The following is a 20,612-nucleotide window of genomic DNA, read 5'->3' on the forward strand; positions in this document are numbered from 1 at the left end:
GTGGGTAACCGGTTAACACAAGTGAATTACACCTCAATTAATTAAGAATGAGCCATGAAAATGATTAAGAAAGCGATGACCCTAGGTTTTGGGTTAATGATTATGGGTTCTGCGGCATTTGCTCAAAGCTTGGCAGATGCTAAGAAGGCAATAGATGCAGAACAATACCAAAAAGCTTCAGGAATTTTGAAGTCTTTAACAGCAAGTCAGCCTAAAAAGGGCGAGAACTACTTTTACTTAGGTAATGTTTATTTAAAAACTGATGATATAGATTCAGCTAAAGCTGTATTTACTAATGGTACAGTTGCTGAACCTAAGTATGCATTAAATTATGTTGGTTTAGGTAATGTAGAACTTTTAAATAAAAATGCATCAGCTGCTCAAGCTCAATTTGATAAAGCTTTATCTTATGGTGCTAAAGATTATAAAACACATTTATTTATCGGAAAGGCATTAATTTCTACACCTACACCTGACTTTAACAATTCACTTGCCTATTTAGAAAAAGCGGATGAATTAGATTCTAAAGATTTAGACGAGGAAGTATTTATTGCTTTAGGTGATTATTATGCACTGCAAAAATTAAATTCCAACGCATTAAAGCCTTATTTAAGATCTATCTCTATTAATCCAAACAATTTACGTCCAATTGTTCAAACTGGTAGAATGTATACCAGAGCTTATAACTTTGCTGATGCTGAAAATAAATTAAAGCAAGCCATTGAAACTGATCCTAATTATGGCCCTGCTTATCGTGAATTAGCAGAAACTCAAATGGAATGGTCTAGAAGTGATGTTAAGAGAACTAAAGAATTACAAGCTTCTGCATTAGAAAATTATAGAAAGTATTTGAACTTAACTGATAAATCTTTTGATTCGAGATTACGTTATGCTCAATTCTTAGTTTATGTAAACGATTTTCAAACTTTAGATGAAGTAGCAACTGGATTAGCTGCAGATAATACAAACCCTTCTAAGGATTTATTAATTGCTCGTTTAAGAGGTTATGCTGCTTATGAAACTGAAAAATTTGATCAAAGTATTGCAAATCTTAAAGTAGTTTTCGAAAAAGGTAAATCTGAGCCAGGTCGTATCCAACCTTCAGATTATGCTTACTACGGAAAAGCTTTAATGCAAACTAACCAAGATAGCTTAGCTTTCATCAATATTAAACAAGCAGTTGCTTTAGATTCTACTTTAAGTGATGAATTAGTTGAGATTGGAAAGAAATTTAATACTGCTAGAAGATTTGATCTTGCTGCTGAAGCTTATGGAATAGCTGCTGAATCTAATTCAGCTAGTCCTTCAGTTTTAACTAACTACTTCCGTGCAGCTTCTTCATTGGTTACACATTATAGAGTATTAGTTGCTGCTAATAAACCAGCTGATAAAGCTTTATTAGCTAAAGCTGATAAATATTATGATGTTGTTATTAAGTTAGCGCCTGATTTCGAAAGTACTTATTTATCTAGAGCTGCTGTAGCTAAATTAATGGAAGAAAATCCTACTGCACCTGTTGGTTTAGCAAAACCTTATTATGAAAAATTTGTTGAGTTGGTAACCGTTACTAAACCAGAATCTGCTCAAAATCATGTTAAAGGTTTAGTTGAAGCTTATGGTTATTTAGCTTATTTATTAATGGATACTGAACCAGAGAAATCTATTGAATACTTTAATAAAGTATTATCATTAGAACCAGATAATAAATATGCTGCTGATAATATTAAGTATTTGAACTCTGTTCAACAGCAAAAAAAAAGCCCTAACAAATAATAATTAATAAAATATTTTAAAGGCAGGATGAAAATCCTGCCTTTTTCTATTATTTTTGTCTAAAATTTAAGAATTAGAAATGCAAAGTGTACCTGTAGATTTTTTACCAATTGTTTTTCAAATAATTGTAGCATTAGGTTTTGTTGTGGTAACCTTGTTCGGAACACATTTATTGGGTCCAACTCGTAAAACTTCCGATAAGTTAGAAACCTTTGAATCTGGTGTTAAAGTAATTGGAAATGCCCGTCAACCTTTCTCAATAAAGTACTTTTTAGTAGCTATTTTGTTTGTGTTGTTTGATGTGGAGGTAATCTTTATGTACCCTTGGGCAGTAAATTTTAGAGAATTAGGTTGGGATGGTTTAATAGAAATGTTCGTTTTCATGGGGACATTATTATTAGGCTTTATTTACGTTTTAAAGAAGAAAGCATTAGACATAAGTTAGTTATTTAGAATAGTTCTAAATGGCTAACTTAGGTACATAATGATACTAAATATTGTAAATTTGTGGCTTGCTCGAATATTTAGTTTGGGCAAGCTTTTTTGTTTTTTAGCATGAGTGAAATCAAAATAGTAGAAGCGCCTCCAGGAATTGAAGGACACGGCTTTTACGCTACATCATTAGATAAGGTTATTGGTTTGGCACGATCTCATTCCTTATGGCCTTTGCCGTTTGCAACATCTTGTTGTGGAATTGAATTCATGGCCACAATGGGCTCACATTATGATTTCGGTAGGTTTGGAGCAGAGAGATTAAGTTTTTCTCCTCGTCAAGCAGATGTTATCATGGTAATGGGAACAATAGCAAAAAAAATGGCTCCCGTTTTAAAGCAAGTTTATTTACAAATGGCCGAACCAAGATGGGTGATGGCTGTTGGTGCTTGCGCTTCTAGTGGTGGTATTTTCGATACATATTCTGTGTTACAGGGTATAGATGAAATTATTCCGGTGGATGTTTATGTTCCAGGTTGCCCTCCACGTCCAGAAGCTATTTTAGACGGATTTACCAAGATTCAAGAATTGGTGAAAAATGAATCAGGCAGAAGAAGAAATTCTCCTCAGTACAAAGAATTGTTAGCGAGTTACGGAATACAATAATGGCTAAAGTTTCAAATACAGAATTAATAGATTTGTTGGGTCAAAGATTTGACCACGAGTTGGTAAATGTTACTGAGCCTTTTGGTTTATTAACTTTTAATACCACAAAAGACCAAATCATAAATGTTCTTTCTTTCTTAAAAGATAATGGTAAGCTTAATCTTGATTTCTTAACAGATATTACAGCTGTTCATTATCCTGATTTAGAACAAATTGCGGTTGTATATCATGTGTTTAGCATGAAACATAGCCTTAGAGCAAGAATTAAGGTGTTTTTGGATGAAAGAAATCCCACTATTCCAACGGCTACTACACTTTGGAATGGAGCGAATTGGATGGAAAGAGAAACTTACGATTTCTTTGGGGTGAAATTTGAAGGACATCCTGATTTAAGGAGAATATTGAATATGGAAGATCTTCCAGTTCATCCTATGTTAAAACAATATCCTTTAGAAGATCCAAATAGGGTAGATAAAAAAGACGAATTTTTCGGTAGATAATTATGAATCAAAATCAGCCGGTATATACAGATAACGATCCTCAGTCTGAGTTAGTAACCCTAAATTTAGGGCCAACACACCCAGCAACTCACGGGGTATTCCAAAATATATTGCAAATGGATGGAGAGCGCATTGTAAGTGGCGTCTCTACTATCGGATATATTCACAGAGCATTTGAGAAAATTGCAGAACATCGCCCGTTTTATCAAATCACTCCGTTAACAGATCGATTAAATTATTGTTCATCTCCAATTAATAATATGGGATGGCATATGACTGTTGAGAAGTTATTGAATATTGAAATCCCTAAAAGAGTAGATTATTTAAGGGTTATCATAATGGAGCTTTCGCGTATTGCAGACCATATTATCTGTAATACAATTATTGCACAAGATACAGGAGCAACCACTACTTTCTTGTATTTATTTCAATTTAGAGAGCATATTTACGAGATCTTCGAAGAAATTTGTGGGGCTAGATTAACTACAAATATTGGTAGAATTGGCGGATTAGAAAGAGATTTTAATGATATCGCTTTTGCCAAAATCAATAAGTTCTTAAAAGAGTTTCCGGTAGCATTAAGAGAATTCGAAAGCTTATTAAATAGAAATAGAATTTTTATAGATAGAACTCAAAATGTAGCTTCGGTAACGCCAGAAACGGCATTAAGCTATAGCTGGACTGGTCCTTTATTGCGTGCAACTGGTGTTGATTATGATGTTCGTGTAAGTGAGCCATATTCTTCTTATCAAGATTTCGATTTCGAAATTCCTGTAGGAACTAGAGGTTGTGTTTTTGATAGATATTTAGTGAGAAACGAAGAGATGTGGCAAAGTGTTCGCATCATTGAGCAAGCTTTAGAGAAATTAAAAGGCCTTCCTAAAGGTGTTTTTCATGCAGATGTTCCTGAAATTTATTTGCCAGGAAAAGAAGAAGTTTATAATAATATGGAGGCATTAATTTACCATTTCAAAATTGTAATGGGCGAATTAGATATGCCGAAATCTGAAGTATATCATGCCGTAGAAGGTGGTAATGGTGAACTTGGTTTTTATTTAATTAACGATGGTGGTAGAACGCCTTATCGTTTACATTTTAGAAGACCTAGTTTTATCAATTATTCAATGTACGCTAAAATGAGTGAAGGCATGTTATTGTCGGATGCGATAATTAACATGAGTAGTCTAAACATTATTGCAGGAGAATTAGATGCTTAAAGTAGAAGAAACACAGCCTGTAGAATTTTCATCCGCTTTAATTGAAAAGTTTGATGAGATTGTAAAGCGTTATCCAGAAGGAAAACAAAAATCGGCATTATTGCCAATTTTACATTTGGTTCAGGCAGAATTTGGTTGGACGAGTGTTCCGGCGATGGATAAGGTTGCAGCTTATTTAAATATTAAACCTATAGAGGTTTATGAAGTTGCTAGTTTTTATACCATGTATTTTTTACAGCCTAAAGGAAAGTATGTTTTAGAAGTTTGTAGAACAGGACCTTGCTGTTTAGTGGGTGCTGAAAAAATCATGGAGCATATAGAGCAAAAATTAGGTGTTAAAGAAGGTGAAATAACGGCCGATGGTTTATTTAGCTGGAGAGGTGTAGAATGTTTGGCAGCATGTGGCTTTGGGCCAGTATTGCAAATTGGACCAGAATATACATTCTATGAAAATCTAACTAATGAGTCTGTTGATCAATTAATTGACGATTTACGCAAAAAATAATGGCTCGTAAATTATTATTAGAACATATTAATGTACCAGGGATCAACACCTTGGAAGTTTACCGCGAAAAAGGTGGTTACCGTGCCGTAGAAAAGGCTTTAAAAACCTTAACCCCCGACGAAGTTGTGGAAGAGGTTAAAAAGTCTGGACTAAGAGGTAGAGGTGGTGCAGGATTCCCTACGGGTATGAAATGGAGTTTTCTGGCTAAACCAGAAGGTGTATCGCGTTATTTAGTTTGTAATGCTGATGAGTCGGAGCCAGGAACTTTTAAAGATAGATATTTAATGACCCACATTCCTCATGCTTTAATTGAAGGAATGATTGTAGCTAGTTATGCTTTGGGCGCAAAGGTTTCTTACATCTATGTAAGAGGTGAAATGATGCCTCAAATTAGAATTTTAGAACGCGCAATTGCAGAAGCTAAAGCAGCAGGTTGGTTAGGTAAGAATATTTTAGGGACAGGTTATGATCTAGAATTATATGTTCAGCCAGGTGGCGGAGCTTATATTTGTGGAGAAGAAACCGCTTTATTAGAATCATTAGAAGGAAAAAGAGGAAACCCAAGAATTAAACCACCATTCCCAGCTATCGCAGGTTTATATGGTTGTCCAACAGTTGTAAACAATGTTGAATCTATAGCTGCTGTAGTTCCAATTATTAATGATGGTGGAGACGAATACGCAAAAATTGGTATCGGTAGAAGTACTGGAACTAAACTTATTTCTGCATCAGGAAACTTGGTTAGACCAGGGGTATATGAAATTGAATTAGGACTTTCTGTTGAGGAATTCATTTATGGGGAAGACTATTGTAGAGGAATTGCAAACGGAAAAAGATTAAAAGCTACCGTTGCTGGTGGTTCTTCTGTTCCTGTTTTACCTGCGAATTTATCCCTAAAACTAGCAAATGGTGAACCACGTTTAATGAGTTACGAATCGTTATCTGAAGGCGGATTTGCGACTGGTACAATGTTAGGATCAGGCGGATTTATTGCTTTTGATGAAGATCAATGTATGGTAAGAAATACTTGGAATTTTTCAAGATTTTATCATCATGAAAGTTGCGGACAGTGTTCTCCGTGTAGAGAAGGAACAGGTTGGTTAGAGAAGGTATTGCATAAAATTGAATACGGACATGGCAAAATGAGTGATATAGACTTATTAGTTGATGTTTCTAAAAATATAGAAGGAAATACAATTTGTCCGCTTGGAGATGCAGCAGCTTGGCCAGTTGCCAGTGCAATTAGACATTTCAGAGATGAGTTTGAATGGCATGTAAAGGAGCCTATGAAAGCCTTAGCTGGAAATTATGGTTTGGCTAATTATGCAAATCCAATAGAAAAAGCACCAATAACAGAACAAAATTAAATAATAAGACTATTATTCATTTAGGATAATCGTCACTTAGTTCTTCAAAACGATGAGCGAAAAAGTAAAAGTTGTAATAGACGGAATAACAGTAGAAGTAGACGCTGGAACCACGATTTTAAATGCTGCAAGGCAGATAGGTGGTGAGGTAGTTCCTCCTGCAATGTGTTATTATTCTAAGTTAGCAGGTAGTGGTGGTAAATGCAGAACTTGCATTGTAAAGGTTTCTAAAGGTTCTGAAAAAGACCCTAGACCTATGCCTAAGCTGGTTGCTTCTTGCCGTACTACTGTTATGGATGGTATGGAAGTTCAGAATATTACTTCTCCCGAAGTTTTAAAAGCGAGGGCAGGTGTAGTGGAGATGTTGCTTATTAACCATCCTTTAGATTGTCCAGTTTGTGATCAAGCTGGAGAATGTCATCTTCAAGATTTGAGTTATGAGCACGGACTTCAACAAACTCGTTATGAGTTTGAGCGTCGTACTTTCGATAGAATAGACATTGGCGATAAGATTCAACTGCACATGAACCGTTGCATTTTATGTTATCGTTGCGTTTATACAGCAGATCAGATTACAGATAAAAGGGTTCATGGGGTATTAAACCGTGGAGATCACTCAGAAATCTCAACTTATATCCAAAATGTAGTTGAAAATGATTTCTCTGGAAATGTGATTGATGTTTGTCCAGTTGGTGCATTAACTGATAAAACTTTCCGCTTTAAAAATAGAGTTTGGTTTACTAAACCTGTAGATGCTCATAGAAATTGTAATCATGAGAAATGTTCTGGAAAAGTAACCTTATGGTACAAAGGTGAAGATGTTCTTAGAGTTACAGCAAGAAAAGATCAGTTTGGTGAAGTAGAAGACTTTATCTGTAATGAATGTAGATTCGATAAGAAGAAAACTGCTGATTGGACTTTAGAGAAGCCAACAGAAATAGAACCTACTTCAGTAATTGGTTCTAATCATTACGATACTTTTAAGCCACTTCCAGTGATAAATGAAAACTTGGCATTACAAGCTGCCAATAAGCGTGAATTAGAAAAAAGCACTAAAATCTAATGGAAATTAACTTTGTTATAGAGAAATTTTTGCTTATCGTGGTAGTTTTTGCTATTAGTTTAGTAGTAGCAATGTATTCCACTTATGCAGAACGAAAAGTTGCTGCTTTTTTACAAGATAGATACGGACCAGATAGAGCGGGCCCCTTCGGAATATTACAGCCGCTTGCAGACGGTATAAAAATGTTTATGAAGGAGGAAATTATTCCTGCTAATTCTAATAAATGGTTATTTATTCTGGGTCCTGGTTTAGCAATGTTTTGTGCTTGTATTGGTACTGCAGTTATTCCTTGGGGACAAGATATTCAAATTGGAGATAAAACTATTCCATTACAAGTTACAGATGTAAATGTTGGATTGTTATATATTTTCGGAGTTATATCATTAGGTGTTTATGGCGTTCTTATTGGAGGTTGGGCATCTAATAATAAATTCTCATTATTGAGTTCTATCCGCGCTGCATCTCAAAATATTAGTTATGAGATTGCTATGGGATTATCTATTATAGGATTAATTCTTGTAACAGATACCTTAAGTTTAAGAGAAATTGTTGCTCAACAAGAGGGAATTAAATGGAATGTATTTTATCAGCCGTTAGGATTTATAATTTTCTTAGTGTGTGCGTTTGCAGAGACAAATAGAGCACCTTTCGACTTAGCAGAATGTGAAGCTGAGTTAAATAGTGGTTATATGGTTGAGTATTCGTCAATGAAATTGGGCTTTTATATGTTCGCAGAATACATCAATATGTTTGTTTCTTCGACTATTTTAGCTGCATTATATTTTGGAGGATACAATTATCCAGGAATGGGATATATGGCCGAATTATTGGGTCCAACTTGGGCACCTTTATTTGGTACGCTTATTTTCTTTTTGAAAATATTTGCATTCATATTCTTCTTTATGTGGGTACGCTGGACAATTCCGCGTTTCCGTTACGATCAATTGATGAATTTAGGATGGAAAGGACTTATTCCTTTTGCGATCGCTAATATTGTTATTACCGCAATTGTTATTGCATTAACGAATAATTTTTAATCAGTTATGGAATCTATAAGCAATAAAAAGAAAGTATTAGATCCCAAGCCACTAACTTTAGGAGAGAGGTTATACCTACCTACAATTGCTAGAGGTTTACGCACAACAATAGGTCACTTTTTTAAAAAACCTCCAACCATAAAATATCCAGAGCAAGAACGCGAGTTCTCTACTAACTGGAGAGGAATGCACTCTTTAAAAAGAGATGAAGAGGGAAGAGAAAGATGTACTGCCTGCGGATTATGCGCTTTATCGTGTCCGGCAGAAGCTATTACTATGATAGCGGCCGAAAGAAAAGCTGAGGAGAAACATTTATACCGCGAAGAAAAATATGCTTCTGTTTATGAAATTAATATGTTGCGTTGTATTTTCTGCGGATTATGTGAAGAGGCTTGTCCGAAAGAAGCAATTTACTTAGACGGACCAATTGTTCCATCTGATTACTTACGTAAGGATTTTATTTACGGTAAAGATAAATTGGTAGAGGCTCCATTGGAGAAATAAAAAAATAGAAATTATCGCAACTGGGAATGAAGCAATCCCGGCTCTGTGAGTTTAGATATAGCTTGCTTCGCATCCTCCAAAAGAGGAAAATTAAAAAACTAAATAAATAATTAATGGGTACTGAAGTATTCTATTTTGTAGCAACTTTGAGTGTAGTTTTTTCACTGATGGTAGTTTTTGCAAAAAATCCTATTCATAGTGTTTTATATCTTATACTTACTTTTTTCACCTTTACTGTACACTATGTGTTATTAAATGCACAGTTTTTAGCAGTTGTAAATTTCATTGTTTACATGGGTGCAATAATGGTTTTATTCTTATTTGTGTTAATGCTTTTAAACTTAAATAAGGATAGTGAACCCAATAAATCCATGTTTATTAAAATTGCAGCTATTATAGCTGGTGGTTGTTTATTGGTTACGATAATTGGATCGTTAAAATCTGTTTCAATTACGGATCCTTTAATTTTAAAAGATCCAGGAATTGGATTAGTGGAGGCTTTAGGTAAGCAACTATTTGGACCGTTTATGTTGCCATTTGAGTTGTCTTCAGTTTTATTATTAAGTGCAATGGTTGGAGCAGTATTATTAACCAAAAAGGAGGAGCAAAAAAATGGGTAGTTTGTTTCAAAACATGCAGGATGTACCTTTAAATCATTATATATGGTTTTGTACATTAATATTTGTTATTGGTGTAATTGGTGTACTAGTTCGTAGAAATGCCATTGTTATTTTTATGTCTGTAGAGTTAATGTTAAATGCTGTAAATCTTTTATTAGCTGCATTTTCTGTACACCATAATGATTCGTCCGGACAAGTTTTTGTGTTTTTTATTATGGCTTTAGCGGCTGCCGAGGTTGCAGTTGGACTAAGTATAATAGTAATGGTATATAGAAATACGCAGTCTATAGACATAAATGTCTTAAATAGACTTAAGTGGTAATTAATAATTAGAAAAATAACTATCCCGCTAAAGCGGTGATTTGCTGAATATGATAAATTTAATCTGGCTTGTTCCCTTACTACCGTTAATAGGTTTTATTATTAACGGATTGGGTAGAAATTCGTTTTCTAAATCTGCAATTGGAATAATTGGTAGTGGAGTTGTTTTAGCTGCCTTTGCTTTAAGTGTCGGAATCTTTTTCGAAATAGAAGGTTCTGAAGTTAAATCGCATACCATTTATTTATTCGATTGGATTAGCACAGGATCACTAAAAATTCCATTGTCGTTTTTAATCGATCCGCTAAGTTCTGTTATGTTATTAATTATAACAGGTGTTGGATTTTTAATCCATATCTATTCCATCGGATATATGCACAATGATGAAGGATTTGGTAAATTTTTTAGTTACTTAAATTTATTCATCTTCTTTATGATGTTGTTGGTTTTAGGATCTAACTACATTGTAATGTTTATTGGATGGGAAGGTGTTGGTTTATGTTCGTATTTATTAATTGGTTTTTGGTATACCAATAAAAGTTATGCAAGTGCTGCTAAAAAAGCATTTGTTATGAATAGAATTGGTGATCTAGGCTTTTTATTAGGTGTTTTCTTAATTTTTGTAACTTTTGGAAGTGTAGAGTTTGCTACTATATTCCCAATGGCAGCAGCTTATATGCCTGGTGATACAACTATTGCTTTAATTTGTTTATTCTTATTTATCGCAGCTTGTGGTAAGTCGGCACAATTACCTTTATTTACTTGGTTGCCTGATGCGATGGCTGGACCTACACCAGTTTCAGCATTAATACACGCCGCGACTATGGTTACGGCAGGTATTTATATGATTACCCGTTCTAATGTATTGTTTGATTTAGCGCCTGTTATTCAGCATTTAATTGCAATAATAGGATTGGCTACAGCTGTATTAGCAGCTTTAATTGCTATTACCCAAACAGATATTAAGAAGGTTTTAGCCTACTCAACAGTTTCTCAATTAGGTTATATGTTTTTGGGATTAGGCGTAGGCGCTTATTCAGGGTCATTTTTCCATGTTTTAACACATGCTTTCTTTAAAGCTTTATTGTTTTTAGCAGCAGGATCTGTTATTCATGGTATGCACCATGATCAGGATATGCGTAATATGGGTGGATTAAAAAAGAAGATGCCAATAACATTTGTGACTATGTTAATAGGAACGATTGCGATATCTGGAATCCCTCCTTTTTCAGGTTTCTTCTCAAAAGATGAAATACTTGCACATGTTTTCGAATACAATCAATTGATGTGGGGAATTGGCGTGTTTTGTGCCGCATTAACTGCATTTTATATGTTTAGAATGTTATTCTTAACTTTTTATGGTCAGTTTAGAGGAACACATCATGCAGAAGAATCTGTTCATGAATCGCCATCTACTATGACTTTCCCATTAATTGTTTTGGCTATTTTATCTGCAATAGGCGGTATTATAGGAATCCCAGAAGTTTTTGGAGGTAATAATTGGTTAGCTCAATGGTTATCGCCAGTTCTAAATGGTGTAAGACCTATTCATTTAGATCATGCTACTGAATATATCATAATGAGTGTTTCTGTGGGAGGAGCAGTAGTTGCTATCGCGATTGCTTATTTTAAATATATTAAAGGAAATCATGTTCCAGTTGCTGATGCAGGTGAACGTAGTTTCTTAGCCAACCTTTCATACCATAAATTTTATGTTGATGAATTGTACAATGCCATAATTGTAAAACCACTAGAGAAAATTTCAGTAATTTTTTATAGAATTTTCGACAAAAAGATAATCGACGGAATTGTGAATGGACTAGGTCTTACTGCAAACGAAAGTAGTAAAGGACTAAGGTTATTACAATCTGGAAACGTAGGTTTTTATTTATTCATGATGGTAGTAGGGATAATTGCCCTATTTATTTATACATTTTTAGCACTATAAAGGATCGTCCAAAAAGATGGAGCAACTATTACTTTTATTATTAATTATACCATTTGTAGGCTCATTAGTAACCTTTATGAGTGGTGCGAATGCCAAAATTATTGGCCTTATATTTTCTTTACTTAGTCTGGCCGTTGCTGGAGTGATGTTGGCTAATTTCCAACCTAATGCAGCATTACAATTTGAATTAAATTATCCATGGATTCCAGAATTTGGAATTAAGTTTATGGCGGGTGTCGACGGAATTAGTATGATTACTATTCTGTTAACAAATGTATTAGTGCCATTAATTATTTTGGCTGGTTTTCAACACAATCATTCTAAACCCAATGCATTTTATGGTTTAATTTTATTTATGCAGTTGGGATTATTAATTGTATTTACTGCATTAGATGCATTTTTATTCTATATAGGATGGGAAGCAGCATTAATTCCAATTTATTTTATTTGTGCACTGTGGGGAGGAAAGGACAGAATTAAAGTAAACATGAAATTTTTTGTTTACACCATTGCAGGATCCTTGTTTATGTTATTAGGGATGATTTATCTCTACTTACAAAATCCAGATAATAACTTTGCATTAGCATCATTTTATGCTTTAAACCTAGATTCAGTTCAACAATCTTGGGTATTTTTAGCTTTCTTCCTAGCTTTTGCTATTAAGATGCCAGTTTTCCCTTTCCATACTTGGCAACCAGATACTTATACATCGGCACCTGCCCAAGGAACCATGTTATTATCTGGTATTATGCTAAAAATGGGTATTTATGGCGTAATTAGATGGTTATTGCCAGTAGTTCCATTAGGTGTACAAGAATGGGGTGGTATAGTAATTATCTTATCAATAATAGGAATTACTTACGCTGCAATTATTGCATTTACAAGAGGCGATAGCAAAAGATTAATTGCTTATTCATCTATTAGTCACGTTGGATTAATTTCTGCTGGTATTTTTGCCTCAGTATTGTCTCAAAATGGTGTACAAGGATTACAAGGGTCTATGATCCAAATGCTAAGTCACGGTATTAATGTTGTAGGATTGTTTTTTGTGATAGATATTCTTCAATCTAGATTGGGAACATTAAAGATTTCTGAAATGGGAGGAATAGCAAAATCAGCTCCTCTATTAGCCATTACATTTTTAATTATCTTATTGGGAACGGTAGCCTTACCAGGAACAAATGGTTTCCCCGGCGAATTTTTATTATTAATGCAATTATTCGAATATAATATTTGGGCTGCAGCTGTTGCAGGATTAACCATTATATTTTCTGCAGTATATATGTTTCGCATGTACCAAAAAACTATGTTAGGTACAACTAACGATTTAACTGTAGTTTTTAAAGATATTGCAGGGTCAGAAAAAGTAGTATTATTTAGCATTTGTTTCTTAGTAATTGCTTTAGGAGTGTACCCAAAACCAATTTTTGAAATTTCTGAAGCTTCTGTTCAACAATTGCTTCAACAAATCCAGATTAAACTTCAACGCTAGTATAAATGAATATTATAATAACAATTGTATTAACCGCCTTTATTGTTTTATATACAGGACTTTACAAAGCTAAAAAAGCTTTGTTGCCATTATCATTAATCGGATTAGGCGTTGCAATGGGCTTTGCCATAAATGGTTGGAATAAAAACATTAATAACTACGATATGATGTTGATGGATAATTATGCCATTGCATTTACAGTTTTAATATTAACAGGTAGTTTTTTAATATTTTTATTAAGCAAGAATTATTTTACCAATAGTGATTATTTAGCCGAATATTTCACCTTAATGCTGTTTGCATTAGTCGGGATGGTAATGATGGTATCTTACTTAAACCTTTCTATGCTATTTGTTGGTTTAGAAATTATGTCGGTAAGTTTATATATTCTTGCGGGAATAAGAAAGCGCGATTTTGGTTCTAACGAAGCCTCTTTAAAATATTTTTTAATGGGTGCTTTTTCAACTGGATTTTTACTTTTCGGTATCACTTTAATTTATGGTGCAACCGGAAGTTTCGATATTAAAGTTATAGAGCAATATTTAATAAATAACCCTACATCTGTTTCTACATTATTTTACCCAGGTATCATATTAATGTTAATAGGAATGTGTTTTAAAATTGGGGTAGTTCCATTTCACTTCTGGACACCAGATGTGTATGAAGGATCGCCAACCATGATTACTGCATTTATGGCAACTGTGGTAAAAGCGGCGGGTTTTGCAGCTTTATTAAAACTATTTGGAAATACTTTTGCTCCATTACACGATTTTTGGTTGCCAGCATTATTGGTTATTGTTATTTTAACTTTATTCACAGCAAATATCACGGCTTTATTTCAAAAGAACTTCAAGAGAATGCTGGGATGGTCAAGTATCAGTCATGCTGGATACTTGTTATTCTCTTTGATTGTATTGAGTTCATCAAGTAATAATAGCGTATTGTTATATGCTACAGCCTATATTGCAGCAAGTTTAGTTGCTTTTGCTATTTTAATTTTGGTTAAGCAAAATTTAGGAAGTGATAGTTTTGAGAGCTTTAATGGTTTAGCGAAAAAGAATCCATTATTAGCTTTAACATTAACCATAGCCATGTTATCGTTTGCAGGAATCCCGTTAACAGCCGGTTTTATAGGTAAATATGTGATGTTTGTAAATGTGATGAACGAGTATCATACATTACTAGTGGTAGTAGCTATTGTGAATGCCTTGATTGGATTCTATTATTATTTTAAAGTTATAATTGCTGTTTATTTTAAAGAAGGAAAAGAAGTTGTTATCCCAATTTCTCTTGCTTATAAGGCAATTATTGTACTTGGAGTTATTATAACTTTAGTAATTGGAATCTATCCTTCTGTCATTTTAAATATATTATAAATTTTCTTTAAAATTTATTTGTAGTTTTATGTGTAAATATTTATGCAAGAGCTATGGAATTCATTACAGACTGTAATTGATCCTGCCACCTTATTAAGAGAGGGCGGGTTTTACTTATTGCTTTTTGTAATATTTGCGGAAACTGGTTTATTAATAGGTTTTTTCCTTCCAGGTGATTATCTGCTTTTTTTGGCAGGTATGTTTGTTGCCACAAATAGCCTTGATGTATCTATCACAACTTTAATACTTGGTTTAATTACAGCCGCAGTAACAGGGAATTTTACAGGTTATTGGTTTGGAAGAAGAACTGGACCTATTTTATATAATAGGAAGGAATCTCTGTTTTTTAAGAAAAGATATTTAGTTGCTGCAGAGCAGTATTATAAAAAACAAGGCGCATTTGCACTCATTATGGGTAGATTTGTGCCAATTGTGAGAACTTTTGCTCCAATATTTGCCGGCGTAGTTAAGATGAATTTTAAAAAATTTGCATTTTATAATATTTCTGGTGCAATATTATGGATCACTTCTTTAACTTTGTTGGGTTATTTACTAGGTAAAAGATTTGAAAAAGAAATAAATGATTATTTGCTTTATATAATTGTTGGATTTATAGTAATAACAACAATACCACTAATGGTTACTTTTTTAAAGAAGAAAACTGTTGCAGTGGAAGAAAATAATAATGAAACAATAAGTAAAAATGACTAAAGACGACCACCACCCCTGGCATGCCATTTCTCCCGGCAAAAATGTTCCAGAATTTGTTAACGCGATTATTGAAATCCCAAAAGGATCTAAAGCGAAGTATGAAATTGATAAAGACTCTAATTTAATTAAATTAGACAGAGTTTTATTCTCATCTGTAATGTATCCAGCTAATTATGGTTTCATTCCACAAACGTTTTGTGATGATAACGATCCATTGGATATTTTAGTATTATGCTCTGTAGACGTTTATCCAATGACTTTAATAGAATCTAAAGTAATAGGTGTTATGCACATGGTAGATAATGGTGAGCAAGACGATAAAATTATTGCTGTTGCAAAAAACGATATGTCTGTAAATTATATCAATGATTTATCTGAATTACCTCCACATACGATGAAGGAAATTGTAAGATTTTTCCAAGATTACAAGGCATTAGAAGAGAAAAATGTAACAATAGAGCATCTATTAGGTAAAAGGTACGCACAAAAAGTAATTAACGAAAGTATTGAGCTATATAATTCTACATTTAGAAATATTAAATAATGGCACTTGATATTTTTATAACCTTATTCTTAGTTTTTTTAAACGGCTTTTTTGTAGCTGCTGAATTTGCTATTGTTAAGGTTAGAGCTTCTCAAATTGAGATAAAAGCAAAAACTGGAAATCGTATTGCTAAATTGGCTAAACACATGACCCAAAATTTAGATGGGTATTTAGCCGCAACACAGTTAGGAATTACTTTGGCTTCTCTTGCCCTAGGTTGGGTAGGTGAAGGGGTTATGACTAAAATTGTGCAAGTGTTTTTTGATTTAATCAATATTAACCTTGCCGAAAACGTTGCTACTACTTTAGGACATGTTTTAGCCTTCTCAATTATTACCATTTTACACATTGTATTTGGTGAGTTAGCTCCGAAGAGCTTAGCTATACAACGTCCCATAGGTACTACTATGGGTATTGCATTACCTTTATATTTATTTTACGTTGTTTTTAGACCTATTATTTGGGTTTTAAATTCATTCGCAAATAGTATTTTAAAACTAATGGGTATTAGTATGACCGGCGGGCATGATGCACATCATAGCTCCGAAGAATTACAGTATTTATTAGATCAAGGTAAGGAAAGCGGAGCGCTTGACAACAACGAACATGAGTTAATTAAAAATGTATTTGACTTTAATGAGCGTGTTGTTAAACACATTATGGTACCGCGTACTAAAATTTCTGCTGTAGAATTAGGTGCGTCAAAAGACGAGCTAATTAATAAAATTATTGCAGAAGGATATTCTAGATTGCCTATTTACGATGAGGTAATCGATAAGATTGTAGGTATAGTTCATGCTAAAGATATATTACCTCTAATCGCTAAAAAATCTGATTGGAATTTGGCCGATATTTTAAGGAAACCATACTTTATTCCTGAGAATAAAAAAATCAATGATTTGCTAACTGAACTTCAACAAAAGAGAATTCAGATAGCTATTGTTATTGATGAGTTTGGTGGAACTGCCGGTATGGTAACATTAGAGGATATTGTAGAAGAAATTGTTGGTGAAATTCAAGATGAATATGATGAAGAGAAGCCAATAGTAGAAAAAATTTCTGATACAGAATATATTATCAGTGCTACTGCAACCGTTTACGATGTAAATGAGTTATTACCTCATGATTTGCCTGAAGATGAAGATTATGATACCATTGCAGGATTAATTACTCAAACTTTCGGTCGTATTCCGGAGGTGGGCGATACAAATGAATGTTTCGGGTATATATTTACCATTTTGAAAAAAACGGAACAAAATATTGAAACCATTAAATTAGAGTTGGTAATTAACCAATCTGATGCCGTTGATAATAGATAAGCATTTATGCACGTCTTTTATACGCCAGAAATAGAAGGAAATACCTATGTTCTAAATGAACAGGAAAGTAAACATTGTACACAAGTTTTAAGAATGAATTTGGGCGATGTGTTGACTTTAGTAGATGGCAAAGGCGGATTTTACACGGCAGAAATTTCTAATATTACAAAAAAACAGGTCGCTGTAAACGTACTTTCTAAAATTGGAGAATACGGTAAGCGACCTTTTTATTTGCATATTGCATTAGCGCCAACAAAGAATATAGAAAGAACCGAATGGTTTTTAGAAAAAGCTACTGAGATTGGGATTGATCAAGTTTCTATGATTATTTGTGATCGATCTGAAAGGAAAGCGGTAAAAATAGAGAGATTAGAAAAGGTCATTACCTCAGCCGTTAAGCAATCTATAAAAGCATACCATCCTATAATAGAAGATTCTATTTCATTTTTAAAGTTTATTAAGCAATATGATCATATCAAGTGTAAGTATATTGCTCATTGTTTAGATCAGCCTAAAACAACTTTAAAAGAGAGTTTAACGCCTTCCGAAACTTGTTTAATTTTAATTGGCCCTGAAGGAGATTTCACGCCAAATGAAATTCAATTAGCACTCGATAATGGATTTAAAGCAATTTCTTTAGGTGAAAGTAGATTAAGGACAGAAACTGCTGCGCTTGCGGCATGCTTTGAAGCCAATTATCTAAATCATTGAAAATCCCTATAATCATCTTATATTTAACCAAAATTTAAACTCTTTAGCGGTAATCTTACTTAAATAAGAAGGAAAACCACGTTTAGCTTAGAATTTATTAATGGGAAATAGTTAGCGCATTTAAAAGCCAAATCCCTACTTAAATAAGCATATTGAGAGGAGTTTGTTTAAAATATACCTTACCAAATTAGTATGTTAAAGATTACAGTAAATAATAATCAAGTATTAGAAATAGAGAACTCGGGTTCAGATTTAGTTGTTAATGGAAAATCTATACAAATAAATGCTCAAAAAATTGACGCAAAAAATTATCATATCTTACACGATAATCGTTCTTATTCTGTAGAATTGGTTGGTGAAGATGATGACAAGAATATGCAAATTAAAGTTAATGGAAATGTTTATTCTGTTGCTGTAAAAGATCAATTCGACTTATTATTGAAGCAATTGGGGCTTGAAGATCTAGCTACTAAAAAAATAAAAAATGTTAATGCTCCTATGCCAGGCTTGGTATTAGGTGTGTCTGTTACTGTTGGACAGGAAATTAAAAAAGGCGATAATCTATTGGTGTTAGAAGCCATGAAAATGGAGAATATATTAAAGTCGCCATCTGATGGGAAAATCGCAAAAATTAATATTAATGTTGGTGATAAGGTCGAAAAAAATGCTGTTTTAATAGAATTTGAGTAGTAAACTAAAGTTTTACGACAAGTTTTTTAAAATAATTAAATATTTATGCCTTATACATCATAAAGCTTAATATTGTTCGTTTATAGGTGAATAATGTATTATATTTAGTTATATATTAAGACCAAAATCATCCTTAAGAATTGAAGAATTTTAGCGAATCTGTTTTTTTTGTGATGGCATTTTTTATGTCAATTGGGACAGTATATGCTCAAAGTACAACCGTAACACAAACAAATGGAAGCGGTAGTAATTCTATTCAAACAGCAGTGCCATTTCTAAGAATTACGCCTGATGCACGTTCAGGAAGTATGGGAGATGTTGGGGTGGCAATTTCTGGAGACGCCAATTCTTTAAGTAATAATCCTTCTAAAATTGCATTTTTAGAAGAGCCAGGAGGTTTTGCAGTTTCTTATAGTCCATGGCTAAAACAAATAATTCCTGATGTTAATTTAGCTTATTTAAGTGGTTTTTATCATTTAAGTAATAGAAACACCATAGGCGCTTCTTTAAGATATTTCTCTTTAGGGCAAATACAATTAACAGATCAGAATCAACAAGATTTAGGGACTTATAATCCAAACGAATTTGCGTTAGACTTTACCTTTGCTAGAAACTTTGGCTATAATTTATCATTGGCTTCTTCAGTAAGATATATTTATTCTGATTTGTTCTCTGGTCAGTTTGTAGCTGGACAAGATACAAGACCTGGAACTGCCGTCGCAATGGATTTATCGGCTTTTTATAAGTCGAATGCAGTAGTTTTTAATACAAATTCCATATTCTCTGCAGGTATAAATGTTTCGAATATTGGCACGAAATTAAGCTATGTTGATGGTGGAAATGAAGAGTTTTTACCAACTAACTTAAAGTTAGGTATCGCCAATACTTTCCTTTTAGACGATGAAAATTCTTTTACATTTTCGTTCGATTTAAATAAACTTTTAGTTCCCACTCAGCCTGAATATGATATAAATGGAAAAATATTAAGAGGCAGAGATCCTAATAGGAGCATTACTTCTGGAATATTTGGGTCATTTTCTGATGCTCCAGGAGGATTATCGGAAGAATTAAGCGAAATTAGTTTTGCTACGGGTATGGAGTATTGGTATAATCAACAATTTGCATTAAGAGCTGGTTACTTTTACGAACATCCAGACAAAGGAAACAGAAGATACTTAACTTTAGGCGCAGGCTTAAAATATAATGTATTTAATATAGATATGTCTTATTTAGTTGGCGATGCAAAGAAAAGTCCGCTAGCAGGAATTTTAAGATTTGGGCTGTTGTTTAATTTTGGTGTTAATTAAGTTATTAGAAAGAAGAAGATAAATGAAAATTAAAGTAGGGTTTGGGTTCGATGTTCATCAATTAAAAGACAACCATCCGTTTGTTCTAGGCGGAATTCAACTAGATCATTATAAAGGTGCATTTGGACATTCGGATGCGGATGTATTATTACATGCAATATGTGATGCACTTTTGGGAGCAGCAAATTTAGGAGATATTGGTTTCCATTTTAAGAATACAGACGATAGATGGAAGGGGATAAGCAGCTTAATAATAGCTGAAGAAACATTAAAACTAATAAAAAGTGCAGGATATGAAATCGGGAATATAGATGCCATGTTATGCTTAGAGGCACCTAAAATTAATCCGCATATCCCTGAAATGAAAAAGCATATTGCAAAAGCTTTTCAGTTAGAAGTAGAAGATATCTCTATAAAAGCTACCACAAACGAAACCATGGGTTTTATTGGAAGAGAAGAAGGTGTTGTAGCTTATGCAGTTTGTTTAATTCAAAAAAGCTAGTTGTTAAAA

Annotated in this window: 22 protein-coding genes; all 22 read left to right on the forward strand. The window is 33.5% G+C overall.

Features of this window, described 5'->3' with window-relative positions; genetic code table 11:
• The first annotated feature begins 54 nt into the window (after nt 1-54).
• The 22 genes from VRU49_RS04260 (at nt 55) to ispF (ending at nt 20,603) form a co-directional block, all read left to right on the forward strand.
• On the forward strand, nt 55-1,773 hold the full coding sequence (locus VRU49_RS04260) for a tetratricopeptide repeat protein (RefSeq protein WP_330145543.1): 1,719 nt from the start codon (nt 55-57) through the stop codon (nt 1,771-1,773).
• A 79-nt stretch (nt 1,774-1,852) separates the two neighbouring features.
• Nucleotides 1,853-2,218 carry an NADH-quinone oxidoreductase subunit A gene (locus tag VRU49_RS04265; protein ID WP_330145544.1) on the forward strand — a complete coding sequence of 122 codons (366 nt, stop codon included), beginning with the start codon at nt 1,853-1,855 and terminating at the stop codon, nt 2,216-2,218.
• A gap of 110 nt (nt 2,219-2,328) precedes the next feature.
• Nucleotides 2,329-2,871 carry an NADH-quinone oxidoreductase subunit B gene (locus VRU49_RS04270; RefSeq protein ID WP_330145545.1) on the forward strand — a complete coding sequence of 181 codons (543 nt, stop codon included), beginning with the start codon at nt 2,329-2,331 and terminating at the stop codon, nt 2,869-2,871.
• Nucleotides 2,871-3,371: an NADH-quinone oxidoreductase subunit C gene (locus tag VRU49_RS04275; RefSeq protein ID WP_330145546.1), complete on the forward strand. Its 501-nt coding sequence runs from the start codon at nt 2,871-2,873 to the stop codon at nt 3,369-3,371. The genes VRU49_RS04270 and VRU49_RS04275 overlap by 1 nt, the downstream gene beginning before the upstream one ends.
• A 2-nt stretch (nt 3,372-3,373) precedes the next feature.
• Nucleotides 3,374-4,588 (forward strand): NADH-quinone oxidoreductase subunit D, encoded by a 1,215-nt coding sequence (locus VRU49_RS04280; protein WP_330145547.1) that lies wholly within the window; start codon nt 3,374-3,376, stop codon nt 4,586-4,588.
• Nucleotides 4,581-5,093, forward strand: a complete 513-nt coding sequence (locus tag VRU49_RS04285; RefSeq protein ID WP_330145548.1) for an NADH-quinone oxidoreductase subunit NuoE family protein — start codon at nt 4,581-4,583, stop codon at nt 5,091-5,093. Before VRU49_RS04280 ends, VRU49_RS04285 begins: the two co-directional genes overlap by 8 nt.
• Nucleotides 5,093-6,460 (forward strand): NADH-quinone oxidoreductase subunit NuoF, encoded by a 1,368-nt coding sequence (gene nuoF, locus VRU49_RS04290; protein WP_330145549.1) that lies wholly within the window; start codon nt 5,093-5,095, stop codon nt 6,458-6,460. Before VRU49_RS04285 ends, nuoF begins: the two co-directional genes overlap by 1 nt.
• A gap of 52 nt (nt 6,461-6,512) precedes the next feature.
• Nucleotides 6,513-7,523 (forward strand): NADH-quinone oxidoreductase subunit G, encoded by a 1,011-nt coding sequence (locus tag VRU49_RS04295; RefSeq protein ID WP_330145550.1) that lies wholly within the window; start codon nt 6,513-6,515, stop codon nt 7,521-7,523.
• On the forward strand, nt 7,523-8,560 hold the full coding sequence (gene nuoH, locus VRU49_RS04300; RefSeq protein WP_330145551.1) for an NADH-quinone oxidoreductase subunit NuoH: 1,038 nt from the start codon (nt 7,523-7,525) through the stop codon (nt 8,558-8,560). The genes VRU49_RS04295 and nuoH overlap by 1 nt, the downstream gene beginning before the upstream one ends.
• A 6-nt stretch (nt 8,561-8,566) precedes the next feature.
• Nucleotides 8,567-9,064: a NuoI/complex I 23 kDa subunit family protein gene (locus VRU49_RS04305; protein ID WP_330145552.1), complete on the forward strand. Its 498-nt coding sequence runs from the start codon at nt 8,567-8,569 to the stop codon at nt 9,062-9,064.
• A 113-nt stretch (nt 9,065-9,177) separates the two neighbouring features.
• A complete protein-coding gene (locus VRU49_RS04310; RefSeq protein WP_330145553.1) occupies nt 9,178-9,684 on the forward strand; it encodes an NADH-quinone oxidoreductase subunit J family protein in 507 nt (168 codons plus the stop codon).
• Nucleotides 9,677-10,006, forward strand: coding sequence for an NADH-quinone oxidoreductase subunit NuoK (gene nuoK, locus VRU49_RS04315; RefSeq protein WP_330145554.1), 330 nt, complete (start codon nt 9,677-9,679; stop codon nt 10,004-10,006). The genes VRU49_RS04310 and nuoK overlap by 8 nt, the downstream gene beginning before the upstream one ends.
• A 49-nt stretch (nt 10,007-10,055) precedes the next feature.
• Entirely contained in the window at nt 10,056-11,951 is a 1,896-nt protein-coding gene (gene nuoL / locus VRU49_RS04320; RefSeq protein ID WP_330145555.1) for an NADH-quinone oxidoreductase subunit L, read from the forward strand.
• Nucleotides 11,952-11,967: 16 nt separating this feature from the next.
• The gene (locus tag VRU49_RS04325) at nt 11,968-13,443 is read left to right on the forward strand and encodes a complex I subunit 4 family protein (protein ID WP_330145556.1); all 1,476 of its coding nucleotides are present in this window, start codon (nt 11,968-11,970) and stop codon (nt 13,441-13,443) included.
• 5 nt (nt 13,444-13,448) lie between these two features.
• Nucleotides 13,449-14,819, forward strand: coding sequence for an NADH-quinone oxidoreductase subunit N (locus tag VRU49_RS04330; protein WP_330145557.1), 1,371 nt, complete (start codon nt 13,449-13,451; stop codon nt 14,817-14,819).
• 42 nt (nt 14,820-14,861) lie between these two features.
• Nucleotides 14,862-15,530: a DedA family protein gene (locus tag VRU49_RS04335; protein ID WP_330145558.1), complete on the forward strand. Its 669-nt coding sequence runs from the start codon at nt 14,862-14,864 to the stop codon at nt 15,528-15,530.
• Nucleotides 15,523-16,074, forward strand: coding sequence for an inorganic diphosphatase (locus tag VRU49_RS04340; protein WP_330145559.1), 552 nt, complete (start codon nt 15,523-15,525; stop codon nt 16,072-16,074). The genes VRU49_RS04335 and VRU49_RS04340 overlap by 8 nt, the downstream gene beginning before the upstream one ends.
• Nucleotides 16,074-17,393: a hemolysin family protein gene (locus VRU49_RS04345; protein WP_330145560.1), complete on the forward strand. Its 1,320-nt coding sequence runs from the start codon at nt 16,074-16,076 to the stop codon at nt 17,391-17,393. The genes VRU49_RS04340 and VRU49_RS04345 overlap by 1 nt, the downstream gene beginning before the upstream one ends.
• 6 nt (nt 17,394-17,399) lie before the next feature.
• Complete coding sequence (locus VRU49_RS04350; protein WP_330145561.1) at nt 17,400-18,104, forward strand: 16S rRNA (uracil(1498)-N(3))-methyltransferase; 705 nt, start codon at nt 17,400-17,402, stop codon at nt 18,102-18,104.
• A 192-nt stretch (nt 18,105-18,296) separates the two neighbouring features.
• Entirely contained in the window at nt 18,297-18,794 is a 498-nt protein-coding gene (locus VRU49_RS04355; protein ID WP_330145562.1) for an acyl-CoA carboxylase biotin carboxyl carrier protein subunit, read from the forward strand.
• Nucleotides 18,795-18,967: 173 nt separating this feature from the next.
• Complete coding sequence (gene porV / locus VRU49_RS04360) at nt 18,968-20,101, forward strand: type IX secretion system outer membrane channel protein PorV (protein ID WP_330145563.1); 1,134 nt, start codon at nt 18,968-18,970, stop codon at nt 20,099-20,101.
• A gap of 22 nt (nt 20,102-20,123) precedes the next feature.
• On the forward strand, nt 20,124-20,603 hold the full coding sequence (gene ispF, locus VRU49_RS04365) for a 2-C-methyl-D-erythritol 2,4-cyclodiphosphate synthase (RefSeq protein ID WP_330145564.1): 480 nt from the start codon (nt 20,124-20,126) through the stop codon (nt 20,601-20,603).
• Nucleotides 20,604-20,612: the final 9 nt, after the last annotated feature.

Source organism: Pedobacter flavus (assembly GCF_036324285.1).
Lineage (GTDB): Bacteria > Bacteroidota > Bacteroidia > Sphingobacteriales > Sphingobacteriaceae > Pedobacter > Pedobacter flavus.